The 22,646-nt window shown below is 48.9% G+C and carries 18 protein-coding genes; 5 read left to right on the forward strand and 13 right to left on the reverse strand.

Translation table 11 applies throughout. The features are described from left to right. Window positions 1-18: 18 nt before the first annotated feature. Window positions 19-1,230 carry a glycosyl hydrolase family 18 protein gene (locus Q7P68_RS00005; protein WP_304221205.1) on the reverse strand — a complete coding sequence of 404 codons (1,212 nt, stop codon included), beginning with the start codon at window positions 1,228-1,230 and terminating at the stop codon, window positions 19-21. Window positions 1,231-1,311: 81 nt separating this feature from the next. On the opposite strand from Q7P68_RS00005, the gene Q7P68_RS00010 reads away from it, so the two are divergent. After that, window positions 1,312-2,667, forward strand: a complete 1,356-nt coding sequence (locus tag Q7P68_RS00010) for an alpha/beta hydrolase (protein WP_304221208.1) — start codon at window positions 1,312-1,314, stop codon at window positions 2,665-2,667. A 60-nt stretch (window positions 2,668-2,727) separates the two neighbouring features. On the opposite strand, the gene Q7P68_RS00015 is transcribed toward Q7P68_RS00010, so the two are convergent. From Q7P68_RS00015 to Q7P68_RS00055, 9 genes are read right to left on the reverse strand one after another with little or no spacing between them, the layout of a single operon-like run. Further along, window positions 2,728-3,543, reverse strand: a complete 816-nt coding sequence (locus Q7P68_RS00015) for a phosphohydrolase (RefSeq protein ID WP_304221211.1) — start codon at window positions 3,541-3,543, stop codon at window positions 2,728-2,730. A gap of 12 nt (window positions 3,544-3,555) precedes the next feature. Beyond that, entirely contained in the window at window positions 3,556-4,818 is a 1,263-nt protein-coding gene (locus Q7P68_RS00020; protein ID WP_304221214.1) for a zinc-binding dehydrogenase, read from the reverse strand. A 27-nt stretch (window positions 4,819-4,845) separates the two neighbouring features. Then, the gene (locus tag Q7P68_RS00025) at window positions 4,846-6,354 is read right to left on the reverse strand and encodes an FGGY-family carbohydrate kinase (RefSeq protein ID WP_304221216.1); all 1,509 of its coding nucleotides are present in this window, start codon (window positions 6,352-6,354) and stop codon (window positions 4,846-4,848) included. A gap of 9 nt (window positions 6,355-6,363) precedes the next feature. Beyond that, window positions 6,364-7,650 (reverse strand): SDR family NAD(P)-dependent oxidoreductase, encoded by a 1,287-nt coding sequence (locus Q7P68_RS00030; protein WP_486187658.1) that lies wholly within the window; start codon window positions 7,648-7,650, stop codon window positions 6,364-6,366. Next, entirely contained in the window at window positions 7,631-8,989 is a 1,359-nt protein-coding gene (locus Q7P68_RS00035; RefSeq protein WP_304221220.1) for a PHP domain-containing protein, read from the reverse strand. The genes Q7P68_RS00030 and Q7P68_RS00035 overlap by 20 nt, the downstream gene beginning before the upstream one ends. Before the next feature lie 3 nt (window positions 8,990-8,992). Beyond that, complete coding sequence (locus tag Q7P68_RS00040; RefSeq protein WP_304221222.1) at window positions 8,993-11,449, reverse strand: alpha-ketoacid dehydrogenase subunit alpha/beta; 2,457 nt, start codon at window positions 11,447-11,449, stop codon at window positions 8,993-8,995. A gap of 27 nt (window positions 11,450-11,476) precedes the next feature. Next, window positions 11,477-12,886, reverse strand: a complete 1,410-nt coding sequence (gene lpdA, locus Q7P68_RS00045; RefSeq protein WP_304221225.1) for a dihydrolipoyl dehydrogenase — start codon at window positions 12,884-12,886, stop codon at window positions 11,477-11,479. A 28-nt stretch (window positions 12,887-12,914) separates the two neighbouring features. Beyond that, on the reverse strand, window positions 12,915-14,330 hold the full coding sequence (locus Q7P68_RS00050; RefSeq protein WP_304221653.1) for a dihydrolipoamide acetyltransferase family protein: 1,416 nt from the start codon (window positions 14,328-14,330) through the stop codon (window positions 12,915-12,917). A 10-nt stretch (window positions 14,331-14,340) separates the two neighbouring features. After that, a complete protein-coding gene (locus Q7P68_RS00055; protein ID WP_304221227.1) occupies window positions 14,341-15,096 on the reverse strand; it encodes a DeoR/GlpR family DNA-binding transcription regulator in 756 nt (251 codons plus the stop codon). Window positions 15,097-15,276: 180 nt separating this feature from the next. Here Q7P68_RS00055 and Q7P68_RS00060 point away from each other — a divergent pair, with 180 nt between their 5' ends. After that, entirely contained in the window at window positions 15,277-17,070 is a 1,794-nt protein-coding gene (locus Q7P68_RS00060; RefSeq protein ID WP_304221230.1) for a PAS domain-containing protein, read from the forward strand. Window positions 17,071-17,079: 9 nt separating this feature from the next. Here Q7P68_RS00060 and rarD read toward each other — a convergent pair whose 3' ends face one another. Continuing rightward, the gene (gene rarD, locus Q7P68_RS00065) at window positions 17,080-17,961 is read right to left on the reverse strand and encodes an EamA family transporter RarD (protein WP_304221233.1); all 882 of its coding nucleotides are present in this window, start codon (window positions 17,959-17,961) and stop codon (window positions 17,080-17,082) included. Between the two features lie 64 nt (window positions 17,962-18,025). Between rarD and Q7P68_RS00070 the strand changes: the two genes are divergently transcribed. Continuing rightward, the gene (locus tag Q7P68_RS00070; RefSeq protein WP_304221236.1) at window positions 18,026-19,141 is read left to right on the forward strand and encodes a vWA domain-containing protein; all 1,116 of its coding nucleotides are present in this window, start codon (window positions 18,026-18,028) and stop codon (window positions 19,139-19,141) included. Window positions 19,142-19,200: 59 nt separating this feature from the next. Here the strand turns inward: Q7P68_RS00070 and Q7P68_RS00075 are convergent, their stop codons facing one another. Together Q7P68_RS00075 and Q7P68_RS00080 are read right to left on the reverse strand one after the other, a co-directional pair. After that, window positions 19,201-19,599, reverse strand: coding sequence for an outer membrane protein assembly factor BamD (locus tag Q7P68_RS00075; protein ID WP_304221238.1), 399 nt, complete (start codon window positions 19,597-19,599; stop codon window positions 19,201-19,203). Between the two features lie 120 nt (window positions 19,600-19,719). Next, window positions 19,720-20,046 (reverse strand): hypothetical protein, encoded by a 327-nt coding sequence (locus tag Q7P68_RS00080; RefSeq protein ID WP_304221240.1) that lies wholly within the window; start codon window positions 20,044-20,046, stop codon window positions 19,720-19,722. A 440-nt stretch (window positions 20,047-20,486) separates the two neighbouring features. Here Q7P68_RS00080 and argJ point away from each other — a divergent pair, with 440 nt between their 5' ends. Together argJ and argB are read left to right on the forward strand one after the other, a co-directional pair. Then, window positions 20,487-21,713, forward strand: a complete 1,227-nt coding sequence (gene argJ / locus Q7P68_RS00085; protein ID WP_304221241.1) for a bifunctional glutamate N-acetyltransferase/amino-acid acetyltransferase ArgJ — start codon at window positions 20,487-20,489, stop codon at window positions 21,711-21,713. Between the two features lie 36 nt (window positions 21,714-21,749). Beyond that, complete coding sequence (argB, locus tag Q7P68_RS00090) at window positions 21,750-22,646, forward strand: acetylglutamate kinase (protein WP_304221244.1); 897 nt, start codon at window positions 21,750-21,752, stop codon at window positions 22,644-22,646.

Here is a 22,646-nt window from a genome sequence, read left to right on the forward strand (position 1 = left end):
AATCGGTTGTGCAGGTCGTTAACGTTTTTTTAAAAAAAGGAATTTCCAAATTTCCTGGTCCTCCTGCCCGATCCGCCAAAAAGCAATACTGTTTACTCCCTGGTTATAATAGAGTGCTGCGCGCTGGTGTATGGAACGGTGATCCTCGTAATATACCTGTACCTTTATTAATTCATTGTATTCAAAATACACGCTGCCATCGACTCGGCGGGTCTCCTGAATACCCTTCTCTTCCATCAATTTGGATAGGCTCGAAAACCGATAAGCTCGAGACGGATTGATCTCTCCCCAGGCACGACCATAAAAAGGAAGGCCCATAACAAGTTTTTTCCCGCCAATTGATTTGAGCGCGTAGTCTGCAACCCGTTCACACCATTGGAGTGAGGCGATTGAACCAGGTTGGCTGCCGCTCCAGTGTTCATCGTAGGCCATGACGATAATGCGGTCCGCTACGGCGGCAATGCGCTCATAATCATAGGCCTCATTTTCTTTTTTCGTCCTCGCAGGAAGAGCGACACTGAGGGTTTTTTTCCCAATTCTTGTTTTAAGCGCTTTAAGAAAACTAATAAAATATTCTTTGTCTTCGGTGAGTACCGCTTCAAAATCTATATTGATGCCATCATAGGGTTTGGCGGCTTGCACAATTTGTTCTATCAGTTTGGAGCGAAGGGTAAATTCGGGGCTCAGGCAAAAATGGGTGAGCGCATAGTTTGATAGCTCTACGATTGTAAGGTGTACTTTACCTTTAAAGTGGGCAAGTTTGTTCCTATTTGGTACACCGCGCAATTTCCCTGTACTGCTGATGCTCGCGCTGAATAAAGCTACATCTGATATGGGCCAGGACGGATCCAGGGCTGATTCTTCCCCCGCCTGGACATAAGCCCAGATTTCTGAAAACGTGATGGGTTCCGGTTTACCAAGGGTATAGAGCTCTTCACGAATAAGTTTTACCGGGATTATAGTGTCGGGCGGTAAAGACTCCTGCGGTGGCGGTAGAGGAGCTTCCTGGGTTAACATGGGATCTTGCGATAGTGCTGTGGAATCTTGCTGGTATACCAGGGTGTCCCCAGACTGTTGAGTATTAACCTGCGCAGTGACTAAAGGCCCACTTACTAGCTCAGTGTTTGCCACGATTGTCTTTGTTGCAGATGTGCATGCAAGGGGAATCATAATGGCAAATAAAAGCATTACTTTAATAATCTTTATTTTTAAGAATAATTGTTCTTTCATAATTTCAGTATAACACATAGCTGCGGATGAAGCGGGTTGCTTTTTAATAATCAAGAAGAAAAACGGTGTTATACTATCCCTATGAAAGAATTATCTCAACTATTTATTTCGCTTGTAATCGCTAGTCTGGTTTTAAGTGCCTGTCAAAGCCAAGATCCCTTTGTATCAGCCTCCCGTTCCCTGGTTGTTCCAGAGGCTGCCCAGCCCCGATCCGGCGTGTATGCTTTGGGGTATACCCGTGTTGATGAGGATGCACCGCCCAAGGCTGTAGTGGATTATTTAGCTGCCGGGGAAGCTTTGATTCGTTTCCCTTACCATGCGGATGGCAAGCTCACCTTTGCCGTTAAAGTGGAAAACGCTATTACTGTTAGCCTTTGGATGAGTGCCCAGCAGGGTGATGAACCAGATCAAATGAAAAGGTATCCTGGAACAGACTGGTACTGGATTACCTATACGGTACCGTCTGCAGCGACCTTACAATACCATTATAATGTAAAAACCGCTCAGGATGAGCGGCTCACCCTGCGGGATCCCCTGAACCGGGCAGTCAGCGCAACAGCTCCTTATGAGAGTCTCTGGTCCGCAGAGCTGGATAAAGGTGCATCACGGTTTGAATATTTAGAAGTGCCTTACGAAATACCCGGCAGAGAAAAACCTGCAGGCTATGCTCCGCCTGTGCTCCGAAAGGTGCTGGTTTATCTACCGCCAGCCTATGACATGAGCCGTGGCGAAGCCTACTCGGTTCTCTATATGCAGGATGGCCAGAATGCATGGGATTCGAGTACAGCCAATTACGGGGGATGGAAAACCGACCGGGTATTGAAGGATCTCATTGGTAGTGGCCGAGTTCACCCGGCTATTGTGGTAAGCATTTTTAATTCAAGCTACCGGTCCGAAGAGTACGCCGGTGCAGGTTTTGCTGCAGCAGGGCGTCCGGGGGGCGCACGGGCCGCTGAAATCGCCGCCTATTACCGGGATTGGGTTATCATGGTACTGAAACCCCTTATCGACACAACATACAGGACCTTAAGAGATAGAGATCATACGGGGGTAATAGGCTCAAGCTATGGCGGGACCGTGGCAATATACTGGAGTCTTTCCCGACCCAATGTGTTCGGCTTAGCGGCGGCCCTTTCCTATGCGCCGGGGGATGAACAGAACCTGGATGGCGGTATGACGAGTCTCTGTCGGGACCAGTATTTGCCAGCTATTGCTGCGCAAAAGATCGCCTATCCCCGTATTTGGCTCGATTGCGGCCAAAGCGGGATCGATAAAACCCTCGCTCCCTTTGTTTCAGCCTTAGATGGGGTCCTAAGGGATGCCCATTATGAAGCAGGCCCGGACTACCATTTTGAGCTGTTTCCCGGCGCGGATCACAACGAAGCGGCATGGTACCGGAGGCTGCCGGCGATACTGGAGTTTTTGCTGCACCTCTAGGTTCGTGGCGAAGCTGGCGGCCATAGGCTGCAGGCGTAGCTCGCGGCCGCAGATTGTAACTTACAGGTATCGTTTGGGTTCGCCTCCAATTACCGAAGCGTAGAGCTCTACATAGCCCTTGGCAGTGCTGGAGGCAATTTTGCCGAGAAGAACTTCTTCCACCTGGAAAAAGCCCACCTCCGCCGACATGGCTACATCGATGCGGATGGGTTTTTCGGTGCCTGCGGAAAGTCTGACCGTTTCTATAGAGTTGGCCGAATATTTGTGGATATCCCCCACCCGGGGTTCGTGTGCCAGTGCCATGGGGATCCGGGCTCGGCCCTTTTCCATATCGCAGCCATCAGCAATGAGGATAATGCCCGCTTCGAGGGAATGGATCCGTCGGCCTGCCATGTGTCCCACAATGCCTTCGATAGCTAAAGACCTAGTAACAACCCGTTTTTGTATATCCTGGGGATAAAGGACCTGTAAAAGCCGATCAATGATAGGGTAAGCGAGGTAGCAGCTGTGCAGCTCGTGGTCTTGTCTCCCGATAGTCATGCCGAGGTCATGTAGGAATGAAGCCAAGAGCACCGATACAAGGCTTTCTTCAAAGGTGCCCGCTTCTTCTGCTTCAAGGCTCGTTTTTATTCCATCTTCTTTAAGAAGCCCCATCATGATGACCGCATTTAATGCAACGGTCCGCATATGGACTGGCCCATGATCATTATATCCAAGCCGTTTTATGGATACCGTATTGGCATATTCCTGCATGGCATGGATTTCTTCATCTTCCAGGAGGAGCTTAGTGGCCTGCACCGGTATGTCGCTTTCCGCTAGTTCCTCCACAGCGGCCAGGAGTTTTTTATCCATGGCCAATTCTTTTGGTGATTTCATGGATTAAATATACTAAACATCCGGTGCATGGGCCAGAATATAATCCTCTGCTTCTTTACTCCATAGATTATCGTGACGTTTGCAGATACGGTCTAGTTCCGCATAGAACGGATCTGTTTTGCCCTTTTCTGCAAAATCAGCAATAGCTACTAAATCCAATTTTTTATTGGTATAGATAAGTTTTTTCCCCCCCGGAATTTTATCCAGATTGATGACTGTATCGGCCACCGCATTAAGTCCACCAACGTGGGTAATCATAAAGACTGGGTTTAGTTTGCCCCGGGCCATCATGTCCAGGGATTCAATCATATCCTCTGTATTACCTCCGCTTGTGCCAACTAAGTGATGGGATTCGTAGTGAACATTGTAAAAATTAAGCGAAGCCTGAAAAGCCGGGTCTGTAGGGCCCGCAAAAAAGTTTAAACATCCATCGTGACCCAAGAGCCGATCCCCCATTTCTATTACCGGCTTGACCGGTGCAAAAACAAAGACGTCGTCGTAGAGTTGGCCTCCATTCAGTTCTTTGAGGTAGGCAACCGGGTCCGCCATATCTTTGGTATTCACATAGTGGAGCTTTACTCCCTGTTTTTGAGCTTCCTCAACCGAAATAAGCTCTTTAGCTCGTGCTATGCGCGCCTCATCAATATCGGTAACAACAAGAAGCGATGGCCGGTGATCGCTATGGAGTGCATAATCGATGGCCCCCAGTCCCATGGGGCCGACTCCAGCTAGAAGAGCCAAAGCTCCCCCTTCCTTAATGCCCATTTCATGAACATATGAGCCGGCTTTGGTGTGGTACTGGGCATGAAAGGCCCCCACAATACAGGAGACCGGTTCAGATAAGGAGCCCATAAAAAAATTATCCGCCTTATATTCCAAAAGGCAATCCATTTCCATTACTTCCCGTGGTATTATGATATACGTTGCATCTCCTCCAATGTATTCATAAGAATAGCCAGGAGCCCAAAGTGTACCTTGGTAGTTTAAAGCAGGCTGTATGGCAAATTTGCTACCCTCTTTATATTTTCCTGCCCATTTTTTACCTACCTTTTCTATAATCCCACAGAATTCGTGTCCCACAATAACTGGATTGCTTGCAAGTTTATGCCTGACCCGTTTGTGTTTTTCGCCCTGCATAGCGAGCTTATGGGTAGACATACAAATGGAGTCAGATATCACCCGGGCGAGAATTTCATCATCCCTTAGTTCTGGAAGCTCAAAGGTTTCCATCCGTAAATCATTTACGCCATAGATGCGAACCGCCGTCGTTTTCATAGTACCTCCTGAAATTAGCTCAATTGTTTAGTCTTCCTTCTCAGCAAAGGTGCACCACATTTCTCGGTAAGGTATAAGATCTGGAAACGAAGCTTTAGGAACCTGCTGATATTCAACGGTAAAATCATTTTTAAGGTCCTCAAGACTGTTCCCAGTCAAAGCCATTTTTGCTGTCATAGCTGCTCCAAAGGCGGTAGCCTCTGCAATGTCAGTAAGAGCTAGGGGATTGTCTTGCAGGGCCGCCGAGAGCAGGCTGTTATAGGCTTCGTTTTTCCTGAAGCCCCCTTCGGTATAAACTTCTTGTCCTGGTTCAAGCCCCGTTCGTTCCAAGGCGGTAAGAGTTTGCATAACCAGGGAAATTCTAAGAACTGCAAAAGCCTTTTCATAGTCAGAAAAGCAAGGGGGAACACACTTTCCGGCCATTATGTCGTGGTAAGAATATGCTACCCCATCTTCAACAATCCGTGGTTTTGATCTGGGAAACTGACCAGAACCGGTGGTTAGTTCCGGTAGTAAAAATACTTTTCGTTCCGCCAGGATTGATCGGTACAATTCACTCCGATATGGGGGCAGGTCTTGTCGGCGGTGTAATTTCTGAATGAGTTTGTACCAGGTTTCGTACTCATAACCACCGAGAAAAATCGCTGTTTTTACTGGTGTTCCAAAGGCAGATTGGTTAAAAAAGACTACTTTACCCAGTTCATCCTTTTTAAAGCCATAGTGTTCTACAGGATTCATAATGACACACCAGGTCCCAGTAGAGTTAAGTACAAAACCTTGTTGACCTTTTTTTGCAAAGTGAGGGAGAAGCGACGCATTAGAATCATGGATCCCCATGGTAACCAGTGTGTCTGGTACAAGTCCTGTTGCTTTAGCAAAGCTATCACTGATGGGTCCCAGCACATCCCAAGAATGTTTAAGTTCTGCTGGTAAGAGATGAGTAATATTCAGTCCCTTTGCGACATTTGACCATGTCCCTCGGTTCCAGTCCCAAAGATAACTATGACAGCCCACATAGGTGTTTTCTGCCCCAATCTGACCTGTAAAACGGTAACCCCAGTATTGAGGATAATTGAGGATATATTTTGTCCGTCGGAATCCTTCGGGAAATTGTTCTTGGGCAAAGAGTATCCCCTTAGCTGGGTTAATAAGGGCTTTGAAATAGGGTGTCCCCGTTTCTTCTTGGAGTGTTTCGGGGTTACCAAAACGGGCATAAAAAGCATTGTGAAATGCATCCCCAGGCTCATGAGTATAGTAGACGCAGGGGACTGAAGGCATTCCATCTTCCCCCACACAAACAAAGGTAGCCCCATGGGTGCTAATTGTAATGGCCCGAATCGGATACATTGCAGCTGTCTGGCGAAGCTCATCAATAAACCAGGATTCCATGGCTGCCAGATCGTGGGTTTGACAGTTCTTAACTGGAACAGGATCAAAGGTTTGATACCGCGCTTCTAGCTGTTTAAGGTTTTCATCGTAAATTGCGACTTTTTTATTGGTCATTCCGATATCGATAACCGCAATGGCATCTTTCATGGCTAACTCCTAATGAAGCATTACCTGGCCCCCTGTCACTGGGACTGCTTGGCCCGTCTCATATTCCTGCTCAATGATATAAAAAAGGGCTTTGAGCACATCTGGTCCAGTACAGCCCCGTTTCATGGGCACCTTAGCTTCGTAAAAAGCTCGGACATCTGCCACCGTTTTAGCTCCCGGTACCTTTCCTGCCGCAAGGTACTGTACAAAAAGGCCCTTTTCCGGATCCGACCATAGGGGCCCATCAAAAAAGTTACCCGGGCAGATGGCATTTACCTTGATCCGATAATCTACTAGTTCCATAGCAAAACTCTGCACAAGCCCTATACCGCCGAATTTGCTCCCCGCGTAGGCTCCGTTTTTGTTAGAACCTTCCAGTCCCGATTTTGAATTTATTTGGACAATATCTGTGTACCAATCTCCGGCAGTCATCGCCTGGAGCCGCATAAGGCGGGCTGCATATTTGGTTACCAGAAAAAAGGCGGTATAATTAACATCGGTTACCAGTTTAAAAGCTCCGAGGTCCTGATCCAGGACACTGCCAGCTTTAAGTACACCCGCGTTGCTTATGCAGATATCAAGGCCGCCAACCTGCTGTTCTATGTGGGAAAAAAGGTCCCGTACCGATTCTTCATCGGCTACATTGCAAACCGCAGGCAAGGCAACAGTTTTCCCGTATTGGGTATTAAGCCGCTCAGCCAACGCTGCAGCCCCTTCACCATTTAAGTCCGCTATAAAAACGAGGGCTCTTGCTGCGATGAGTCCCCTCACTAGTTCTTCCCCGAAGCCCTGGGCCCCTCCAGTTACAAGAGCTATTTTCCCTTCCGCAAACCGGGACCGGTCCTGTACTAATGCTTGGTAGGTATCAGTCGCAGCACCAATCGTTCTTATTTTAGTCCCATTTTTCTTGATCGGTACTTCCAAAGTTCCCGTATCCCCTGCTTGCATCCGTCTCCGACAGCTGTCTAAATCCCAGTCTACCCAATATGTTTCTAATTCAGAGTCTGTTTGTACATTCAGGCAGGAGGGTAAAGTGATCGGCTTTTGGTTCCCCTGTACGGCACCTGCGCCTGATGGTCCATGTTCAAACAACCAGGACGCACAGGCTTCTGCCCCGATTTTAGCAGCCAGACCTTCGTTATAGGTGCCGTCTGCAAAGGCTGGCCGTACATCAATCTGGCAGTCGGTGTTTATCTGCTGTTCTCCCCGGAGCACCACAACGCTCCGGCCTGCGTTGTGCAAGTATAAACCCCGCAGAAGGGGAGCCATAGACAATTCATGATTTTCCATTTTGATAGGCCTCCAAAACCTTTTGACGAATCATTTTCCGGCAGCTTGTCTCGCTATGCTTTGGATCTATTTGTCTGCCGACCTGAGCATAGGCGGCAATTCGGTCTGATAAATCTAATTGTGCTAGAGGATTGTCTGGATGAAAGAGAGAATATTGTAAGTTGATAGATGCAAGCCGCTCATGGGCAATGAGCGCCCAGGTAGTGTCCACCAAATGCCGAAAATCCGGCTCCAGCACCTCGGGGCAATGAAAGGATTGGCGAGAGCTGTTAATATCCACGCCTGAAATTTCCATAAAGCCGTATTGAAAGCAAAGCTGCTGGACCCGCTTAAGCTGTTCACGGCTGTTCCGGGGCGGCATATAGGTGACCGCCTGGTAACCAATCCTTTTCAGCTCAGCAAAGAGCTCTTCCAGGAATGCATCTTCAAAATGCTCCGCTTTTTTATCTCCTGTAGGCGAGTCGGCCACGTCTCCCAGGTATGCATAAGCAGGAATTGCTCCGATAGAGCGGGCAAAAGTAACTACCTTTTCGGCGGGAATACATTCGTCTTCTCCCGGCTGGATAAATACTTCTGGGAGAAAGTCGGTTTTTAATAGTCCTAAGAGATCAAACAGATAGTGGGGATTTGCTTCATTTGTAAGAAGTGGTACGAGTTTAGGAGGTATGACAATGCCGAACTGTGATCCAAGGGCTTCTGCAAGAGCAGAGCCTTTACCATATTCAGTTATGAGCCGTTGGGCTACTGCAGCCATAAGATGCCGTTCGGTAATGCTTCCCCCCTCAGCCGCCTTAGAATGGTTTACAATATCTGTCTCATAGGAAAGGGGATCAAATCCTGCTCGGGAGAGCTTCTGATTTATCTTTTCTGTCATGGCTCGGTTCCGCCGGTTTCGGGCTTCCTGCAGGGGTTCAAGGAAGCTGTGTACTTTGCTATAAAAATGCCGCGGAATTCCCTGGACAGTCATATAGACCAAGCCTGGCGAATCGGGATTGTTAATTTTCCGGTCTGCAAAAGGACTTAGTTTGCCATCAGACCCGGACTTAAAACTCACCCGGACTTCAAAACCAACACAGCCTCCGATACCCAGTATTTCGCAGGCCAAGAGCATCTCCTCTGCGGCTCCCAAAGAGTCGTGATCTACCGATCCTGCTGCCTCAAGTCCCGCCCGCCACGCTTGCAGGGCTGCCATGGCAGGTGTATAGGGGCTAAAACTGTAAATCGTATGGATGTGGTTGTTAACCTCCCCAGTTTTTTGTGCCCCTGGTTGGTTCGCAACATAGTGGGCAAGGGCTTTAAGCCGCTCATGGGATGTCCGGTTTGGATCGTTAATAATATCGAACACGATTTATACCCCTAACCGAGCACGGCGCAGAATGTCCCCCATGGTCTGTACTGTACTTGGTACATGACCTGCCAACGGCAGTATGCGTTCGTGAATAGTATCGATGATCCACTCCTTCTGGGGGAAATAAAGACTTTCCATTTCCGCCGCTGGAGTTATCCAGTTCCGGCTTCCCACCACCGCCACAGGGCCATCAAGGTAATCAAAGGCAAGGGTCTGAACTGTACTAGCTACGGTGTGCAAAAAGGAACCCCGTTCTACCGCATCGCTGGCTAGAACCAGCTTTCCCGTCTTCTTTACCGATTCTATAATTTTTTCATAGTTCAATGGATTGATGAATCTGAGGTCGATCACTTCCGCTTCGAGTCCCCAGGTATGCTTCAGTGTTTCTGCCGCTTCCATAGCCTTATACAAAGTTGCACCGAGGGTTGCAATAGTGAGGTCCTTACCGAGGCGCCGAACCGCTGGTTCTCCTTCGGGAACCTCGTAATAGCCCTCGGGGACTCCTCCTTTTTCAAATTGTTCACTCATGTCGTAAAGAAGCTGGCTTTCAAAGAAAATAACCGGGTCCGTTCCCCGCAGTGCCAGGTTCAGCATGCCTTTTGCGTCGTAGGGTGTTGCAGGGAACATGACTTTAAGACCTGGAATGTGGGCTACCAGGGCAGACCAATCCTGGCTGTGCTGGGCACCGTATTTGTTACCCACCGAGACCCGGACTACCAACGGCATTTTAAGAAGCCCCGCTGACATAGCTTGCCATTTAGATGCTTGGTTAAAGAGTTCGTCTCCCGCCCGTCCCATAAAGTCGCAGTACATAAGCTCTACTACCGCCCGGCCTCCTGATAGGGCATAGCCTACACCAGCTCCAACAATGGCAGCTTCGGAAATTGGACTATTAAAGAGCCGGTAATAGGGAAGCAGTTCCGTAAGTCCCCTGTAAACTGCAAAGGCACCACCCCAATCTCGATTTTCTTCTCCCCAGGCTGCCATGGTGGGGTCCTGGGTAAACCGATATGCCAGGGCTTCAAAAAGAGCATCCCGGTATTGGAATGCCTTGTTTTTCGATACCGGTTTTCCTTCACTGTCGTAGCCATACCGAGCCTTTCCCTGCAGCGCCTTTACCCGTGGGTTGTCTTCCAGCTTCTGGAGCAATTCCGTTGGTCGGTCTTCCATTTTTTCAACCTTACCGTTAGAGTACATAACCGATTCGATAAATTGGCCCTGCACCCGTTCGGAAATGTTATCATCTGTGGCGAGTTTTACGATTTCCCGCAGCTTGGCATCGATGGCGGTCCGTAGGGTTTCTAATTCTGCCTTTGTTACAAGGCCGTTTTCCATCAGGTATGTTCCATAATTCTCAATAGCATCTGATTCCTGCCAGAGTTTAATTTCTTCCTGAGTGCGGTAACTTGAAGCGTCCGAAGGAGAGTGGCCAGATATTCGGTAAGTCAGGGTATCCAGCAATACAGGCCCCTTGCCTGCTAAAAGCAGTTCTTTTTTCCGGCTTATTGCCTCTGCCACGGCGAGGGGATTGTAACCATCCACCCGTTCACTGTGCATATTGTCTGGGTTTACCCCTGCGCCGACCCGAGCAAGTACCTGGTAACCCATGGTTTCACCCATGGTTTGGCCACCCATACCGTAAAAATTGTTAAAGAAGTTAAAGAGAATCGGTGGAGCCCCTCCCGCTTCTTTTGGCCAGAGGGTCCGGTACTGATCCATGGAAGCCAGCATCATGGCTTCCCAAACAGGACCGCAGCCCATGGAAGCGTCGCCAATATTGGCGATAACAATACCTGGCTTCCGGTTTATCCGTTTGTACAGGGCCGAGCCGGTCGCTATATCCGCCGACCCCCCGACAATGGCGTTGTTCGGCATGGAACCAAAGGGGGTAAAGAATGCATGCATAGAGCCCCCAAGCCCTCGGTTAAAGCCCGCTCTACGGGCAAAAATTTCTGCCAAAGTTCCGTAGAGAACAAAATTCTCAGCCAGGTCTTTTATATTGTTGTAGGGCGCTTTTTCGGCAATTCCTAGGGTTTCTCCGTGCAGAAAACCCTTCATAATAGTTTCGAGATCCTTTTCATCCAGTTGCCAAATGGCAGAATAGCATTTGGCGAGAATCTCTCCGTGGCTCCGGTGGCTTCCAAAGATAAAGTCATCTATGTTTAGATTGATGCATTGTCCTACCGCGGCAGCTTCTTGGCCGATGGACAAATGGGCTGGTCCCTTGTGGTTATACTCAATACCATTCCAGGATCCCATAGTCTTAATAGAATTGAGCATGCTCTCAAATTCCCGGATGGTAACCATATCGTACCAGACCCGGATAAGCCGCTCTTTGCCATAGATAGCGAGTTCTTTCTTAATGTCCGGCTTGTATTGGTTAACCGGAATATCCTTTATTTTTATGATTTGGGCTTTACGTACTTCCGCGGGATTTACTAAAAGTGATTTGGGCATATTATATAACTCCTTTTTAGAAAAAAATTACATTGTCCATACGACGTCTCTGATTATTTCGCTTACCGTAGGGTGGGGGAAAATGATTTCCCGAACATCCTGAATGCGCAGCTCCTGTTCTATTAGGACCGCTGAACCCCAGATAAATTCCGAAGCATAAGACCCAATCGCGTGAACTCCGAGGATCCGATCGTTAGAGTTGCTGACAATTACTTTGCAGGAACCGGGGGCGGCAAAGCCGTTTTCCGCCAAAAAGCGGCCGGAAATCCGCATGGGGAGACTTCCTTTTTTAACGGCCAATCCCCGCTGTTCTGCTTCTTGTTCAGTAAGTCCCACACCGGCCGCTTCGGGAATACCGTACACCGCCCATGGAACCGCGTCGTACCGCATCCGGTCTGTGGGCACTGTCGGCTGCTTTCCCTCCAGCCGGTCTAGGTAAGCAAGAATATCGGTTACCGCTACTTCCCCCATCCGGTACGCAGAATGGGCAAGGAGGCTTTTGCCGGTCACGTCACCGGCGGCCCAGATACCGCTCAGATTGGTTCGCATACGATCATCCACGGCAATTCCCTGCCGGGTTAAATCAAGGCCAAGTCGTTCTGCTCCCCAGCCCTGGAGTTCGGGCTGTCGGCCCGCCGCCATGAGAATCAAGTCCGCATCAACGTGCTGGGCCTCTCCTGCCTTGTCTCTATAAAAGACTCTTCCCCCATCGATTTGTTCTACCCGGCAGCCAAGCTTAAAGTTCACAGTCTTCATTGCCCGCCGCATAAGCGGTGCCTGTTCACGGTCCATAAAGGGGAGGATTTCATCCAGCATTTCAATAACTGTTACTTTGCTACCCAGGGCCGAAAAAAGGGATGCAAATTCTACACCAATGACCCCGCCACCGATCACGGTTAATGCTGTGGGCACCTCTTGAACCGAAAGGATGGCTGTAGAGTCTACAAGCTTTTCATTGCCCGCACTCCCGGGAATGGGTGGCATGGTTGGAACGGAACCGGTAGAAATAAGTACAGTCCGGCCTTCAGCTTCTTGGACTTCATCCTTTGTATTGCTGATGCGAACTCTGGCGCCATCTCTGCCCCCGGGCGGTGCGATAAGTTCAGCTCTGCCTTCTTTGACTGTTACTTTGTATTTTTCTAGCATCCCTGAGATGCCCGAATGTAATTTTTCCACCACCTCGGTTTTCCAAGCTTGTATAGCCTTCCAGTCATAGGAAACCTTGTCGCAGTGAATACCGAATTGATCTCCCTCGAGTACATGGCTATATAGTTTTGCCGAGTTGAGTAGTGTTTTCGTAGGAATGCAGCCCACGTTAAGGCATGTACCACCAAGGAAACTTTTTTCTATTATGAGAACCTTTTTCCCATGGTGACCAAGCCGCTCTGCTGCCAGGTACCCTGCAGGCCCACCACCTAAAATAATAACATCATACATAGTTGATTCGCTTCCTTTGCTAACATTCTTAGTGTGCAAGCCAAAGATCTATCTGGCTAATTGCGTCACAAAGGGCCTTTAAAAACCGGGCAGCCGGCGCTCCGTCTACAACCTGATGGTTAATGGTAAGGCTCAAGCCAATATGGGGTACAAACTCGATGCCATCTGGGTCTCCTTGAGCTTTCGCTATTGGTTTAAGCTCGATGTTACAGACCCCCAGGATTGCGACTTCCGGTATATTGATGACCGGTGTAAAGCTTTCGATGCCCAAAGATCCCAGATTTGTAACTGTAAAGGTAGAACCATTCAGTTCATCCGCCATAATAGTGCCATTTTGGCAGGCCGCAGCAAGCCGTTTTGCTTCTGATGAAATTTGTACTAGACTCAGCCTGTCTGCATTTCGTATCACCGGCACCATAAGACCCCGTTCTGTATCCACCGCAAGCCCCAGATGAACTGACCGATAGGTGATAATGCGATCATCTATTTTATGTGCATTCATGAAGGGGTAATGAGACAGAACACGGGAAACAGCAAAAAGCACGAGATCATTAATGGTAATCCCCGATAATCCAAGATCTTGATTTGATGTCTTAAAGCGCTGCCGCAGTTCTAGCAGTTTGTCTGCCCTGGCACGGCTATTCAAGGTAAATTGAGCAGTTGAGGAAAGGGACTGGAGCATCCTGTCGGATATTATTTTTCTAATGCCCTTTAAGGGAGTTTCAATCTGTTCTGGTGTTCCTAAGGCTGCAGCTTGCGATGATGCCGATGCTGCAATAGAGCTATCCACTTTTTCTTTTGTGATTCCCAGGTCTGCTTCTCGGAGTCTACCTCCAATACCGGTGCCAGCATCTGCCAGGTTCGCAGCCCCGGCGCCCTCACTGGACAGGGCGGCCCGGGCAGCGGCTGTCAAAGCCGGGCGATGTTCCAAGGTCGCTTGCACATCCCTCTCGATAATTCTGCCACCCGGCCCGGTACCGGCTACGCTTGAAATGTCCACCGCTGCCCGGGCCGCCAGTTGCCGCGCCCGTGGAGACACGGCAGCCGCCGAAGACAGCGAATTTGTCGGAACCGAAGCAGCCGCTGTTGACACGGGTGAAAGCGGTTCACTTTTAAGGCCCGAAGATGCCATCTCGGTATGGCCGGCAGATGCACTGCTTCCGCTAGATGGTCCATGGGCTGCTAATGCATCCTGCCAATTTTCGCCGATCTTTCCAATAACAGCTATTGGTTCCAGTACCGGAACATCATCCCCAGCTTCGTGCAGTATTTTTAATACTATTCCTTCAGCACCTGCTACTATTTCAAAAGTTGCTTTGTCCGTTTCTACATCACAGAGTGGGCTATCTGCTTGGACCGTATCTCCCTCTTTTTTGTTCCATCCAACAATTACACAGGATTCAACCGTGTTTCCCTGCCGTGGCATAATCACAATATGTGCCATCATACCTCCCTTATATTATCCGTACCGAAATAGCAGATTCTTTTAATTCCTCCGTTGCTTGGGGGCTCAGTTTATTATCTGTAATAATCATGGCGACTTCTCTCAGGGGCAGGACGCTTACAAAGCCAATCTTTCCATATTTACTGGAATCGGCTACGAGGATAGTCTGTTCTGCATGGGCTTTCATGGCCTTGACTATTTCCCCCCCCTCTACAAGGTGGGTTGTCATGCCCCGGTTAAGGCTAAAACCATCGGTTCCAACAAAGGCAAGCCGCACGTTAAGCTTATTAATCGTTTCTAGCGCGATAGGCCCTACTAATGATTCGGTGGTTCTGCGGAATTCTCCGCCAGTCATGGTGATCTGAAGGGCAGGATTCATGCGGGCATAGGAAAATACCAGGGTCGAGTTAGTAACTATATGTATATCTCGTTTTCCTGTGAGATAGCGGGCTATAAGAGCAGTGGTGGTACCTGCCTCTATCATGATCACGTCCCCATCTTGCACAAGTTCAGCTGCGGCTCGTGCAATAGTATGTTTTTCATCAATATGGAGTCGCTGTCTTTCCAGAATATCCCGGTGAAATGCCGGAGCCGCACCTCCTCTGGTTCGCTGCAGCCAACCTTTTTCTTCTAATGTTTTTAAATCCGATCGAATGGTTACCTCAGACAGTTCCAGTTCCTCTGCCAATTCGCTTACCAAAATTGTCCCTCGCTGGGATAATTTATCTAAAATGAGTCGTTCTCTTTCACTTAGGCTTTCGTTCAATTTTCGTACCTCTTTCGTAATATTTACGATAGTATTTCAAATATAAGCCTATTTTATTAAATGCGCAAGGGGGGAAATTAAAAAAAGTCTCATTTGACAATCCTACAATACGGGAGTACCCTCATTTGTAATGATTAACTAACTTAAAATAAGAGATTAAAAATCGGGAGAATGGATAATATGGAACGGAAACGGATAACTATTCTTTTGGTTCAAAACAGCGCTCCTCCCATCGAAGGTGAAAAACAACAGCTGGAAAGCTATGGATATCGGGTGCTGCAGGTTCAAGGTAATGAGAAAACTCTGCATACACTCGCCGAAAGCAGCGAACCTGTACATCTTATCATCATCGATATGGATTCCTGTTCCGAAGCTCAGGGAATAGAATTGGCGGAACGCCTTGTGTCAAGCCTATCACTGCCCTTGATATGGATATCTTCCCATGTCGATAAAGACTTTGTTGCAAAGACTGAGCATATAGAAGCCTATGGCTTTGTGGATAAACAGAGCGGTATCGCTGTTTTGGACGCTGCCATCCAGGTTGCGCTTAAACTGTTCCATGCAAAACTGAAAGAAATGCGCATTGAACAGGAACTCCTTGATCGCAATCAGAACCTACAGAAGCTTTTAGAAAGTCTTCCCTATCCGGGATGGCTCATCGATCGGGATAAGAATATTGTCTCCCAGAATAAAAAAGCAGAGGAGTTGTTTCATTCCCAGTCAGGTAAACTTTGCTGGGCTGCTATTCATGATGGCAAATGGCTAAAGCCTGCACAGTACAGCGAATACAAAGAAACTGGCACCTGTCCCCCAGATGGGGCATGCCGGTTCTGCCGGGCTGCCGAAGCGCTGGAAAACCAAAAACCGGTCACCGATATAGTCGAAATGGATAGACACTTTTACAAAGTTTGGTGGATCCCCATATCTAAAGATCTCTTCCTTGATTTTGTAGAAGATGTAACCGATCTAAAAAGGGCAGAACTCCGGCTTGCAAACATTATCGAAGGAACCCAGACAGCCACCTGGGAGTGGAATGTTCAAACTGGAGAAACAATTTTAAATGAACGATGGGCTGAGATGGTAGGTTATACACTGGATGAACTAGCTCCTACCAGCATAGATACCTGGAACAACTTTTTGCACCCAGAAGACAGGGATAAAAGTGAACGTGCTCTGGATAAACACTTTTCAGGTGAATTGCCTTATTATGAAGCTGAGGTCCGCTTGCGCCATAAAAACGGTTCCTGGGTGTGGATCCTCGACCGAGGCAAAGTGACTGAATGGACAAGCGATGGCAAGCCTCTCATCATGATGGGCACCCATCAGGATATTACCCATTTAAAGAATATTTCAGAAAAGCTGCAAAAGGAGCTTCTTGTTAAAGAAACACTGCTCAGGGAAGTGCATCATCGGGTTAAAAATAATCTAGCTACGCTGGAAACGCTTCTGAGTTTTCAGGCGGAGGGAACGGATAATCCTGAGGTTCGGCAGGGTCTCCAGAACGCCATTGCGCGGACCGCAAGCATGCAGACCCTCTACGAAAAACTGCTGGTAACCGACAATTATTCAGAAATTTCGGTTAAAAACTATTTGGAAGATTTGGCAGACTCAATTCTTTCGGTTTTTGTACTACCCCACTATATAACAATAGAAATAGAAATAGCAGATTTCTTGCTTAATTCCAAAAAAATCGTACCACTGGGGCTCATTTTTAACGAACTCCTTACCAATGTCCTTAAATATGCTTTTGCAGGTTTTGAAAAGGGCAAAATCACGATTAATATGGAAAAACAGGAAGCTGCAGCTATACTTCGCATAAAAGATACCGGCATAGGAATCGATGAACAGATTCTGAAAAACGGTTCTGCTGGCTTTGGGTTAACGATAGTAAAAATGTTAGCAGAAGAATTAAAAGGTACATTTACCGTTAAGGTAGACAGGGGAACCGAAAGTATACTTCGATTCCCCATATAACGACTTTATTTATACTTTTCGCCTGATATACGAAACGCTGTATAAAAGTACTCCGGCCCAGACAAATGCAAAGGCGATAATATTACGGGTTGGAAAAGCTTCTCCAAAAACAAGTACCCCCAGGGCAAGCTGCAGGGTAGGGGATAAAAATTGAATAAAGCCCAGGGTAGACAAGGGAAGCAGTTTTGCCGCCCTTGCAAACCAGAGCAGGGGTAAAGCGGTTATGACCCCAGAGGAAACCAGCAGTGTGATTTGTATACTCCCTCCGGAGAAGGCTCCGTTCCCATGGCTCTGGCGGAACAACAGAAAACCGATAGCGAGCGGAGCAAGGAGCAACGTTTCCGACGCGAGCCCTTCCAGCGAAGTAAGGTCAATTTTCTTTTTCGCATAGCCGTATAATCCAAAACTCAAGGCGAGGGCCAGTGAAATCCAGGGAAAAACCCCGGAAAATATGGTCATAAGGAGAACCCCGCTCGCCGCAAGGGCCACCGCACCCCATTGCAGCGGCGAGAGCCGCTCCCGGAAAAAGAGGAGCCCCAGCAGCACGTTTACCAGTGGGTTGATATAATAGCCCAGCGAGGCTTCCACGGTGTGGGCGCTATTTACCGCCCAGATGTATAGCCCCCAGTTTAGGGAAATAAAAAGAGCAGAGAGCGCCAGAGCCTTAAGATTTTGCATATTGAGCAAGAGGGTCCACCAACGGGCCTTTCCCCGCAGAGCTAAAATAAACCACACAAATACCAGGGAAAAAACAACCCGGCATGATAGAATTTGGGTGGATTCCACAGAAGAAAGCAGTTTCCAAAAAAGAGGCAAGAGACCCCAGGAACCGTAGGCCGCAAAGGCAAACAAGGCGCCCCGCTGCAAGGATTTTTCATCATGCTGTATCATAGAGGTAGTACTCTACTTGGCTATTTCTTTTTATACAAGAAGTGAATGTGCCGATAGTCTAAATATGGATAAGAAATGTTCCGTTATCCTACTGTTTCAGATCTGTGTTCTTCTCTTACCCCTTGGGGCTCTTGATTTAACCATAGGACCCGGGGACCTCAGGATAGAACAGCGGGTGGACGGAGGCTATCACCTTTTTATCCGTAAAAAGCCCGACATTGCTTCAGTACTGCTTACCGAATCCACCCGGGATCCGGCCTTAAAGGCAGATAACTATGCCTACCGGGCTCCCGACTGGAACCCGATCAACGGCGATGAAATCCGTTATTTAGACGGAAAACCGATTCCCAGGGAAAGCAAAATTTGGTCCCTCATCGATTCAAGTCCGGAGCCGGACAGACAATTTGGAGAGGCTTTCCACATTTATATCCCCTATATCCTTAACTATGGTTACAGCTGGACCCGGCATGGAGAAGTGTATGTGGTGGACGGCACCTATTTAAATCTCCGGGCATTCCAAAAACCCTATGGAGACTATGCCGGATCTTTTAAGGATAATCCCTTTGTGCTTCGGGTCATCCAAAAACCCCTCGAAGGCCCTCCGGAAGGCAACTTTATGAAGGATACGGTAGAAAGTTTTACCGAAATTGCCGCGGCCGCAAAGGGCCAGGTCCTCTATTCTACCGGTGTGGAAGATATAGTGCCAAAGATTAAAAAGGTGCTCGAGACGGTACGGGGCCGGTCGGTGGACCTGGTAATAGCCTTGGATACGACCGCCAGCATGCGGGACGATATAGATGCGGTCCGGGCCATGCTGATCCCCATGCTCCAAGATATTATCCGGGAATTTGTGTCCTTCCGTATCGGTATGGTACTCTATAAGGATTATTTCGAAGAATACCTCAACAAGATTATTCCCTTTACAAGCGATTTTGCAAGCTTCCAGAAGACCCTCAACGCGATCCGGGTAGGCGGCGGAAGGGACATCCCCGAAGCGGTTTATGAAGCCCTCCATGCGGCCTGTACAAAATTCCCCTGGTCTGCAGAAGAAAAGCTTGTCATATTGATTGGGGACGCGCCGCCCCATCCGCGGCCCCGGGGAGACATTACTAAAGAAATGGTGGATAAGGCTACGGCAGAACGGGAACTGAAAATCAACGTTATGATTCTGCCGCAATGAGAGAACAGGCTCATCGCCGGGTAATCCCTGGCTGATTCAAACAGAGCTTGGTCTACTATTTATTTCTTTTCCAGCTCAATTTTGGCCAACACTTTTTCGGCCAAAATTTTATACTGGGCGGGCAGGAATTCCGCATCTACCTGTTTATACCGATCCAAAAGGGCATAAAAACCAGCCTTGGCTTCGGCGTATTTCTTTTGTTTGTATTTAATAAAGGCAATTTCATATTCAGCGGCGCACACCATTTCCTCGTCATCGGGATAACGGTCAAGAATCGCCTGGTAATACTGGATCGCCACATTATACTGGTTTTTGTCCGTAGCATCCTGGGCCCGCTGGATAAGCTCCATGGGTGTAAGTCCCTCAGGAACCGCTGCAGGGGCGGAGGCGCAGGATACAAGCAGGCTTGCCGATAAGAGAAGGGCCGCACAAAGTAATCTCTCGATTGTTTTACGCATAGCTAAGGATATACCACGACTACAGGAGAAATACAAGTTCATGCCTTCCGCATGCTCACAACAATATAAAAAAAGGCCAGTTGAGAAGTCCACGAGGGCTTCTACAACTGGCCGATTATGTTACCGGACGTATAATTCATCCTTTACCGGCAAGGTTTTCTTTAATTCCCGCAAAAACTCCCGGGGGTCTCCCATCTCTTCATAGGCATCACAGTGGTCAAGGCTCCGGCGCGCAACGGTACAGTACTTGTATACCTTTTCTTCGCCAAGCTTTTTGCGCCATTTACCCGCATCGCAGCGTACCCGCAGGAAATACCGTTCATCCCCATCGGGACTGGAGGGCACAACCTTGCAGTGAATGCAGTTTGCGCAGTAGATTTTGCCGCTCAGAGCTGTGTCATCGTCAAAGTCCGCACCCAGCGGTTCGACCTCAACTTCCGATATCATGGTGTCCAGCATAGCCTTCCCCCTTTTATTAATGTTGGAAGTATAACCCCCTTTAGCGGAACAGTCAAATTTTAGCTGCTGCTGTCTTGCTAAAGTTGCTGTATAAATATGCTAAAATTGATGAAAGGTCAAGGGGAACCTGGGGCCAAAATGATAAAAAAATGATGAGAATTGTTTGTATTTAATGATATTATTCCTTATAAGATAAAAATATGTCATATTTCTCCAATTTCAAGGCTCTTTTTAATGTTCTTAAACAGCGTTGACAGAAATTTATATTTATGCATATTTATACCTATGAACCTAAGGCATCGACGCCTCCGTAGACCCTAACCCATCTCTATGCACCGCTTCAGGATAGACTGCGGCGGATCTTTTCTCGTCTGAGCAATGACTTTAGCACAACGGAGTTATATAAATAAACTTAATAAGGAGCGGATATGAAACAGATTGATGGCGGCCTGTGCGCACCCAAGGGCTTTCGAGCCGGAGGTGTGTGGTGCGGGATTCGTAAAAAGAATGATAAGAGGGATCTTGCGCTGATCGTTTCCGACCGCCTTTGTACCGCCGCTGGCATGTATACGACCAATAAAGTAAAAGCAGCCAGTGTTCTCGTGACCCGCGAACACCTTGCATCAGGCCGCTGTCAGGCGGTGATCTGCAATTCGGGAAATGCCAACGCCTGCACCGGCGAGGCGGGGCTCGACGCCGCCCGCCGCATGGCCCGTGCCGCAGCCGCAGCCCTTTCCATCGATCCAGCCCTGGTGGCCGTCGGGTCAACCGGCGTTATCGGTGTCCCCCTCCCGGTAGAAAAGGTAGAGGCTGCCATGCCGGACCTGGTCTGTTCCCTCTCCGCAGATTACAAGGGCCATGCGGCGGCCCTGGAAGCCATTATGACCACCGACACGCGCAAAAAAGAAATCGCCCTGGAAATTGAGCTGGACGGCAAGCCTGTCCGAATCGGCGCCATCGCCAAGGGCGCGGGTATGATACACCCTAATATGGCAACCATGCTGAGCTTTATTACCACCGACGCGGCCATTGCGCCGGCCCTCCTCGATAGCGCCCTCCGCCTCGCCGTGAGCCGCTCCTTTAACCGCGTTACTGTGGACGGAGACACCAGCACCAACGATATGGTCGTCATCCTTGCCAACGGTATGGCCGAAAATGCTCCTATAGAAAAGGACGACGCCAACTATCTCCGCTTCTGCGCAGCCCTGGAACAGGTGTGCATCAACCTGGCCCGTGCGATTGCCCGGGATGGGGAAGGGGCGACGCGGCTCGTTTCGTGTACTGTAAGCGGCGCTATAGATGAAAAAAACGCAGAAACCCTGGCTAAAGCGATTGTGGGCTCCAGCCTCGTCAAGGCCGCCTGTTTCGGCGCCGATGCCAACTGGGGCCGGATTCTCTGTGCCATGGGATATTCGGGCGCTGACTTTGAACCGGAAACCGTTTCGGTTCGTTTCCGCAGCAAAGCCGGGGAAGTCCTCGTATGTAAGGGCGGCTCCTCCATTCCCTTTTCGGAGGGCCTTGCAAAGGCAGTGCTTTCCGAGGAAGAAATTGACATTCTCGTGGACTTTGAACATGCCGGGGCTGCCAGCGCTACCTGCTGGGGCTGTGACCTGACCTACGACTATGTTAAAATAAACGGCGATTACCGGTCCTGAGCGGGCACGCAAGACTAAAAATAAGGAGCATAAATTGTGAAGGATTTTACCATAGGAAACGAAGACCGGGCAAAGGTACTTATTCAAGCCTTGCCCTATATCCAGAAATTTATGGGCAAGACCATTGTGGTCAAATACGGCGGCAACGCCATGATCAACGAGGAGCTTAAGTCCGCGGTTATCCAGGATGTGGTTCTCATGGCCTGTGTGGGCATCCGCACTGTTTTGGTTCACGGCGGCGGCCCTGAAATTGAATTTATGCTCCGTAAAATTGGTAAGGAGAGCCGTTTTGTTAAGGGTCTGCGCTATACCGATGAAGAAACCATGGAAATTGTCCAAATGGTCTTGGCGGGTAAGGTAAACAAGGATATTGTTTCATTAATACAGCAGGCCGGCGGCCAGGCCCTGGGCCTCTGCGGGCTTGATGGAGGGCTTTTGCAGGCCCGCAAACTAAGGACCGACGGAGAAGACCTGGGTCTTGTGGGTGAAATTATCGCAGTGCGGACCGCGGTCCTGGAGGATGTACTTAACCGGGGTTATATCCCCGTGGTATCCACCGTCGCCCAGGGGACTGAAGACGCTATGGGCCAGGCCCTTAACATTAATGCGGACACCGCGGCAGCCCAGATTGCCGCTGCTTTGGGGGCGGAAAAGCTTATCCTCATGACCGATGTCCGGGGCATACTAAAGGATGTAAACGATCCAGAATCTCTCCTCCAGGAAATCCGGCGGGGTGAACTGGATGGTCTTATAAAAGAAGGCATCGTGAGCAAGGGGATGATCCCCAAGGTAGACTGCTGCCGCCTTGCCCTAGATGCGGGGGTCCGGAAGGCCCATATCATCGACGGCCGGATTCCCCATGGGCTGCTTCTTGAGCTTTTTACCGACGAAGGCATCGGCACCCAGGTGGTTTCCGATGTGGATAAAGGATAA

It is taken from the genome of Gracilinema caldarium, assembly GCF_029265695.1.
In the GTDB taxonomy this organism is placed as follows: Bacteria; Spirochaetota; Spirochaetia; order Treponematales; family Breznakiellaceae; genus Gracilinema; species Gracilinema caldarium_A.

Bases quoted from the DNA above. Each gene is read 5' to 3' on its own strand.
- Q7P68_RS00010 (WP_304221208.1), top strand. From the start codon at position 1,312: ATGAAAGAATTATCTCAACTATTTATTTCGCTTGTAATCGCTAGTCTG.
- lpdA (WP_304221225.1), bottom strand. From the start codon at position 12,886: ATGTATGATGTTATTATTTTAGGTGGTGGGCCTGCAGGGTACCTGGCA.
- rarD (WP_304221233.1), bottom strand. From the start codon at position 17,961: ATGATACAGCATGATGAAAAATCCTTGCAGCGGGGCGCCTTGTTTGCC.
- Q7P68_RS00020 (WP_304221214.1), bottom strand. From the start codon at position 4,818: ATGAAAACGACGGCGGTTCGCATCTATGGCGTAAATGATTTACGGATG.
- argJ (WP_304221241.1), top strand. From the start codon at position 20,487: ATGAAACAGATTGATGGCGGCCTGTGCGCACCCAAGGGCTTTCGAGCC.
- Q7P68_RS00050 (WP_304221653.1), bottom strand. From the start codon at position 14,330: ATGGCACATATTGTGATTATGCCACGGCAGGGAAACACGGTTGAATCC.
- Q7P68_RS00015 (WP_304221211.1), bottom strand. From the start codon at position 3,543: ATGAAATCACCAAAAGAATTGGCCATGGATAAAAAACTCCTGGCCGCT.
- Q7P68_RS00040 (WP_304221222.1), bottom strand. From the start codon at position 11,449: ATGCCCAAATCACTTTTAGTAAATCCCGCGGAAGTACGTAAAGCCCAA.
- Q7P68_RS00005 (WP_304221205.1), bottom strand. From the start codon at position 1,230: ATGAAAGAACAATTATTCTTAAAAATAAAGATTATTAAAGTAATGCTT.
- Q7P68_RS00075 (WP_304221238.1), bottom strand. From the start codon at position 19,599: ATGCGTAAAACAATCGAGAGATTACTTTGTGCGGCCCTTCTCTTATCG.
- Q7P68_RS00080 (WP_304221240.1), bottom strand. From the start codon at position 20,046: ATGATATCGGAAGTTGAGGTCGAACCGCTGGGTGCGGACTTTGACGAT.
- Q7P68_RS00060 (WP_304221230.1), top strand. From the start codon at position 15,277: ATGGAACGGAAACGGATAACTATTCTTTTGGTTCAAAACAGCGCTCCT.
- Q7P68_RS00070 (WP_304221236.1), top strand. From the start codon at position 18,026: ATGGATAAGAAATGTTCCGTTATCCTACTGTTTCAGATCTGTGTTCTT.
- Q7P68_RS00025 (WP_304221216.1), bottom strand. From the start codon at position 6,354: ATGAAAGATGCCATTGCGGTTATCGATATCGGAATGACCAATAAAAAA.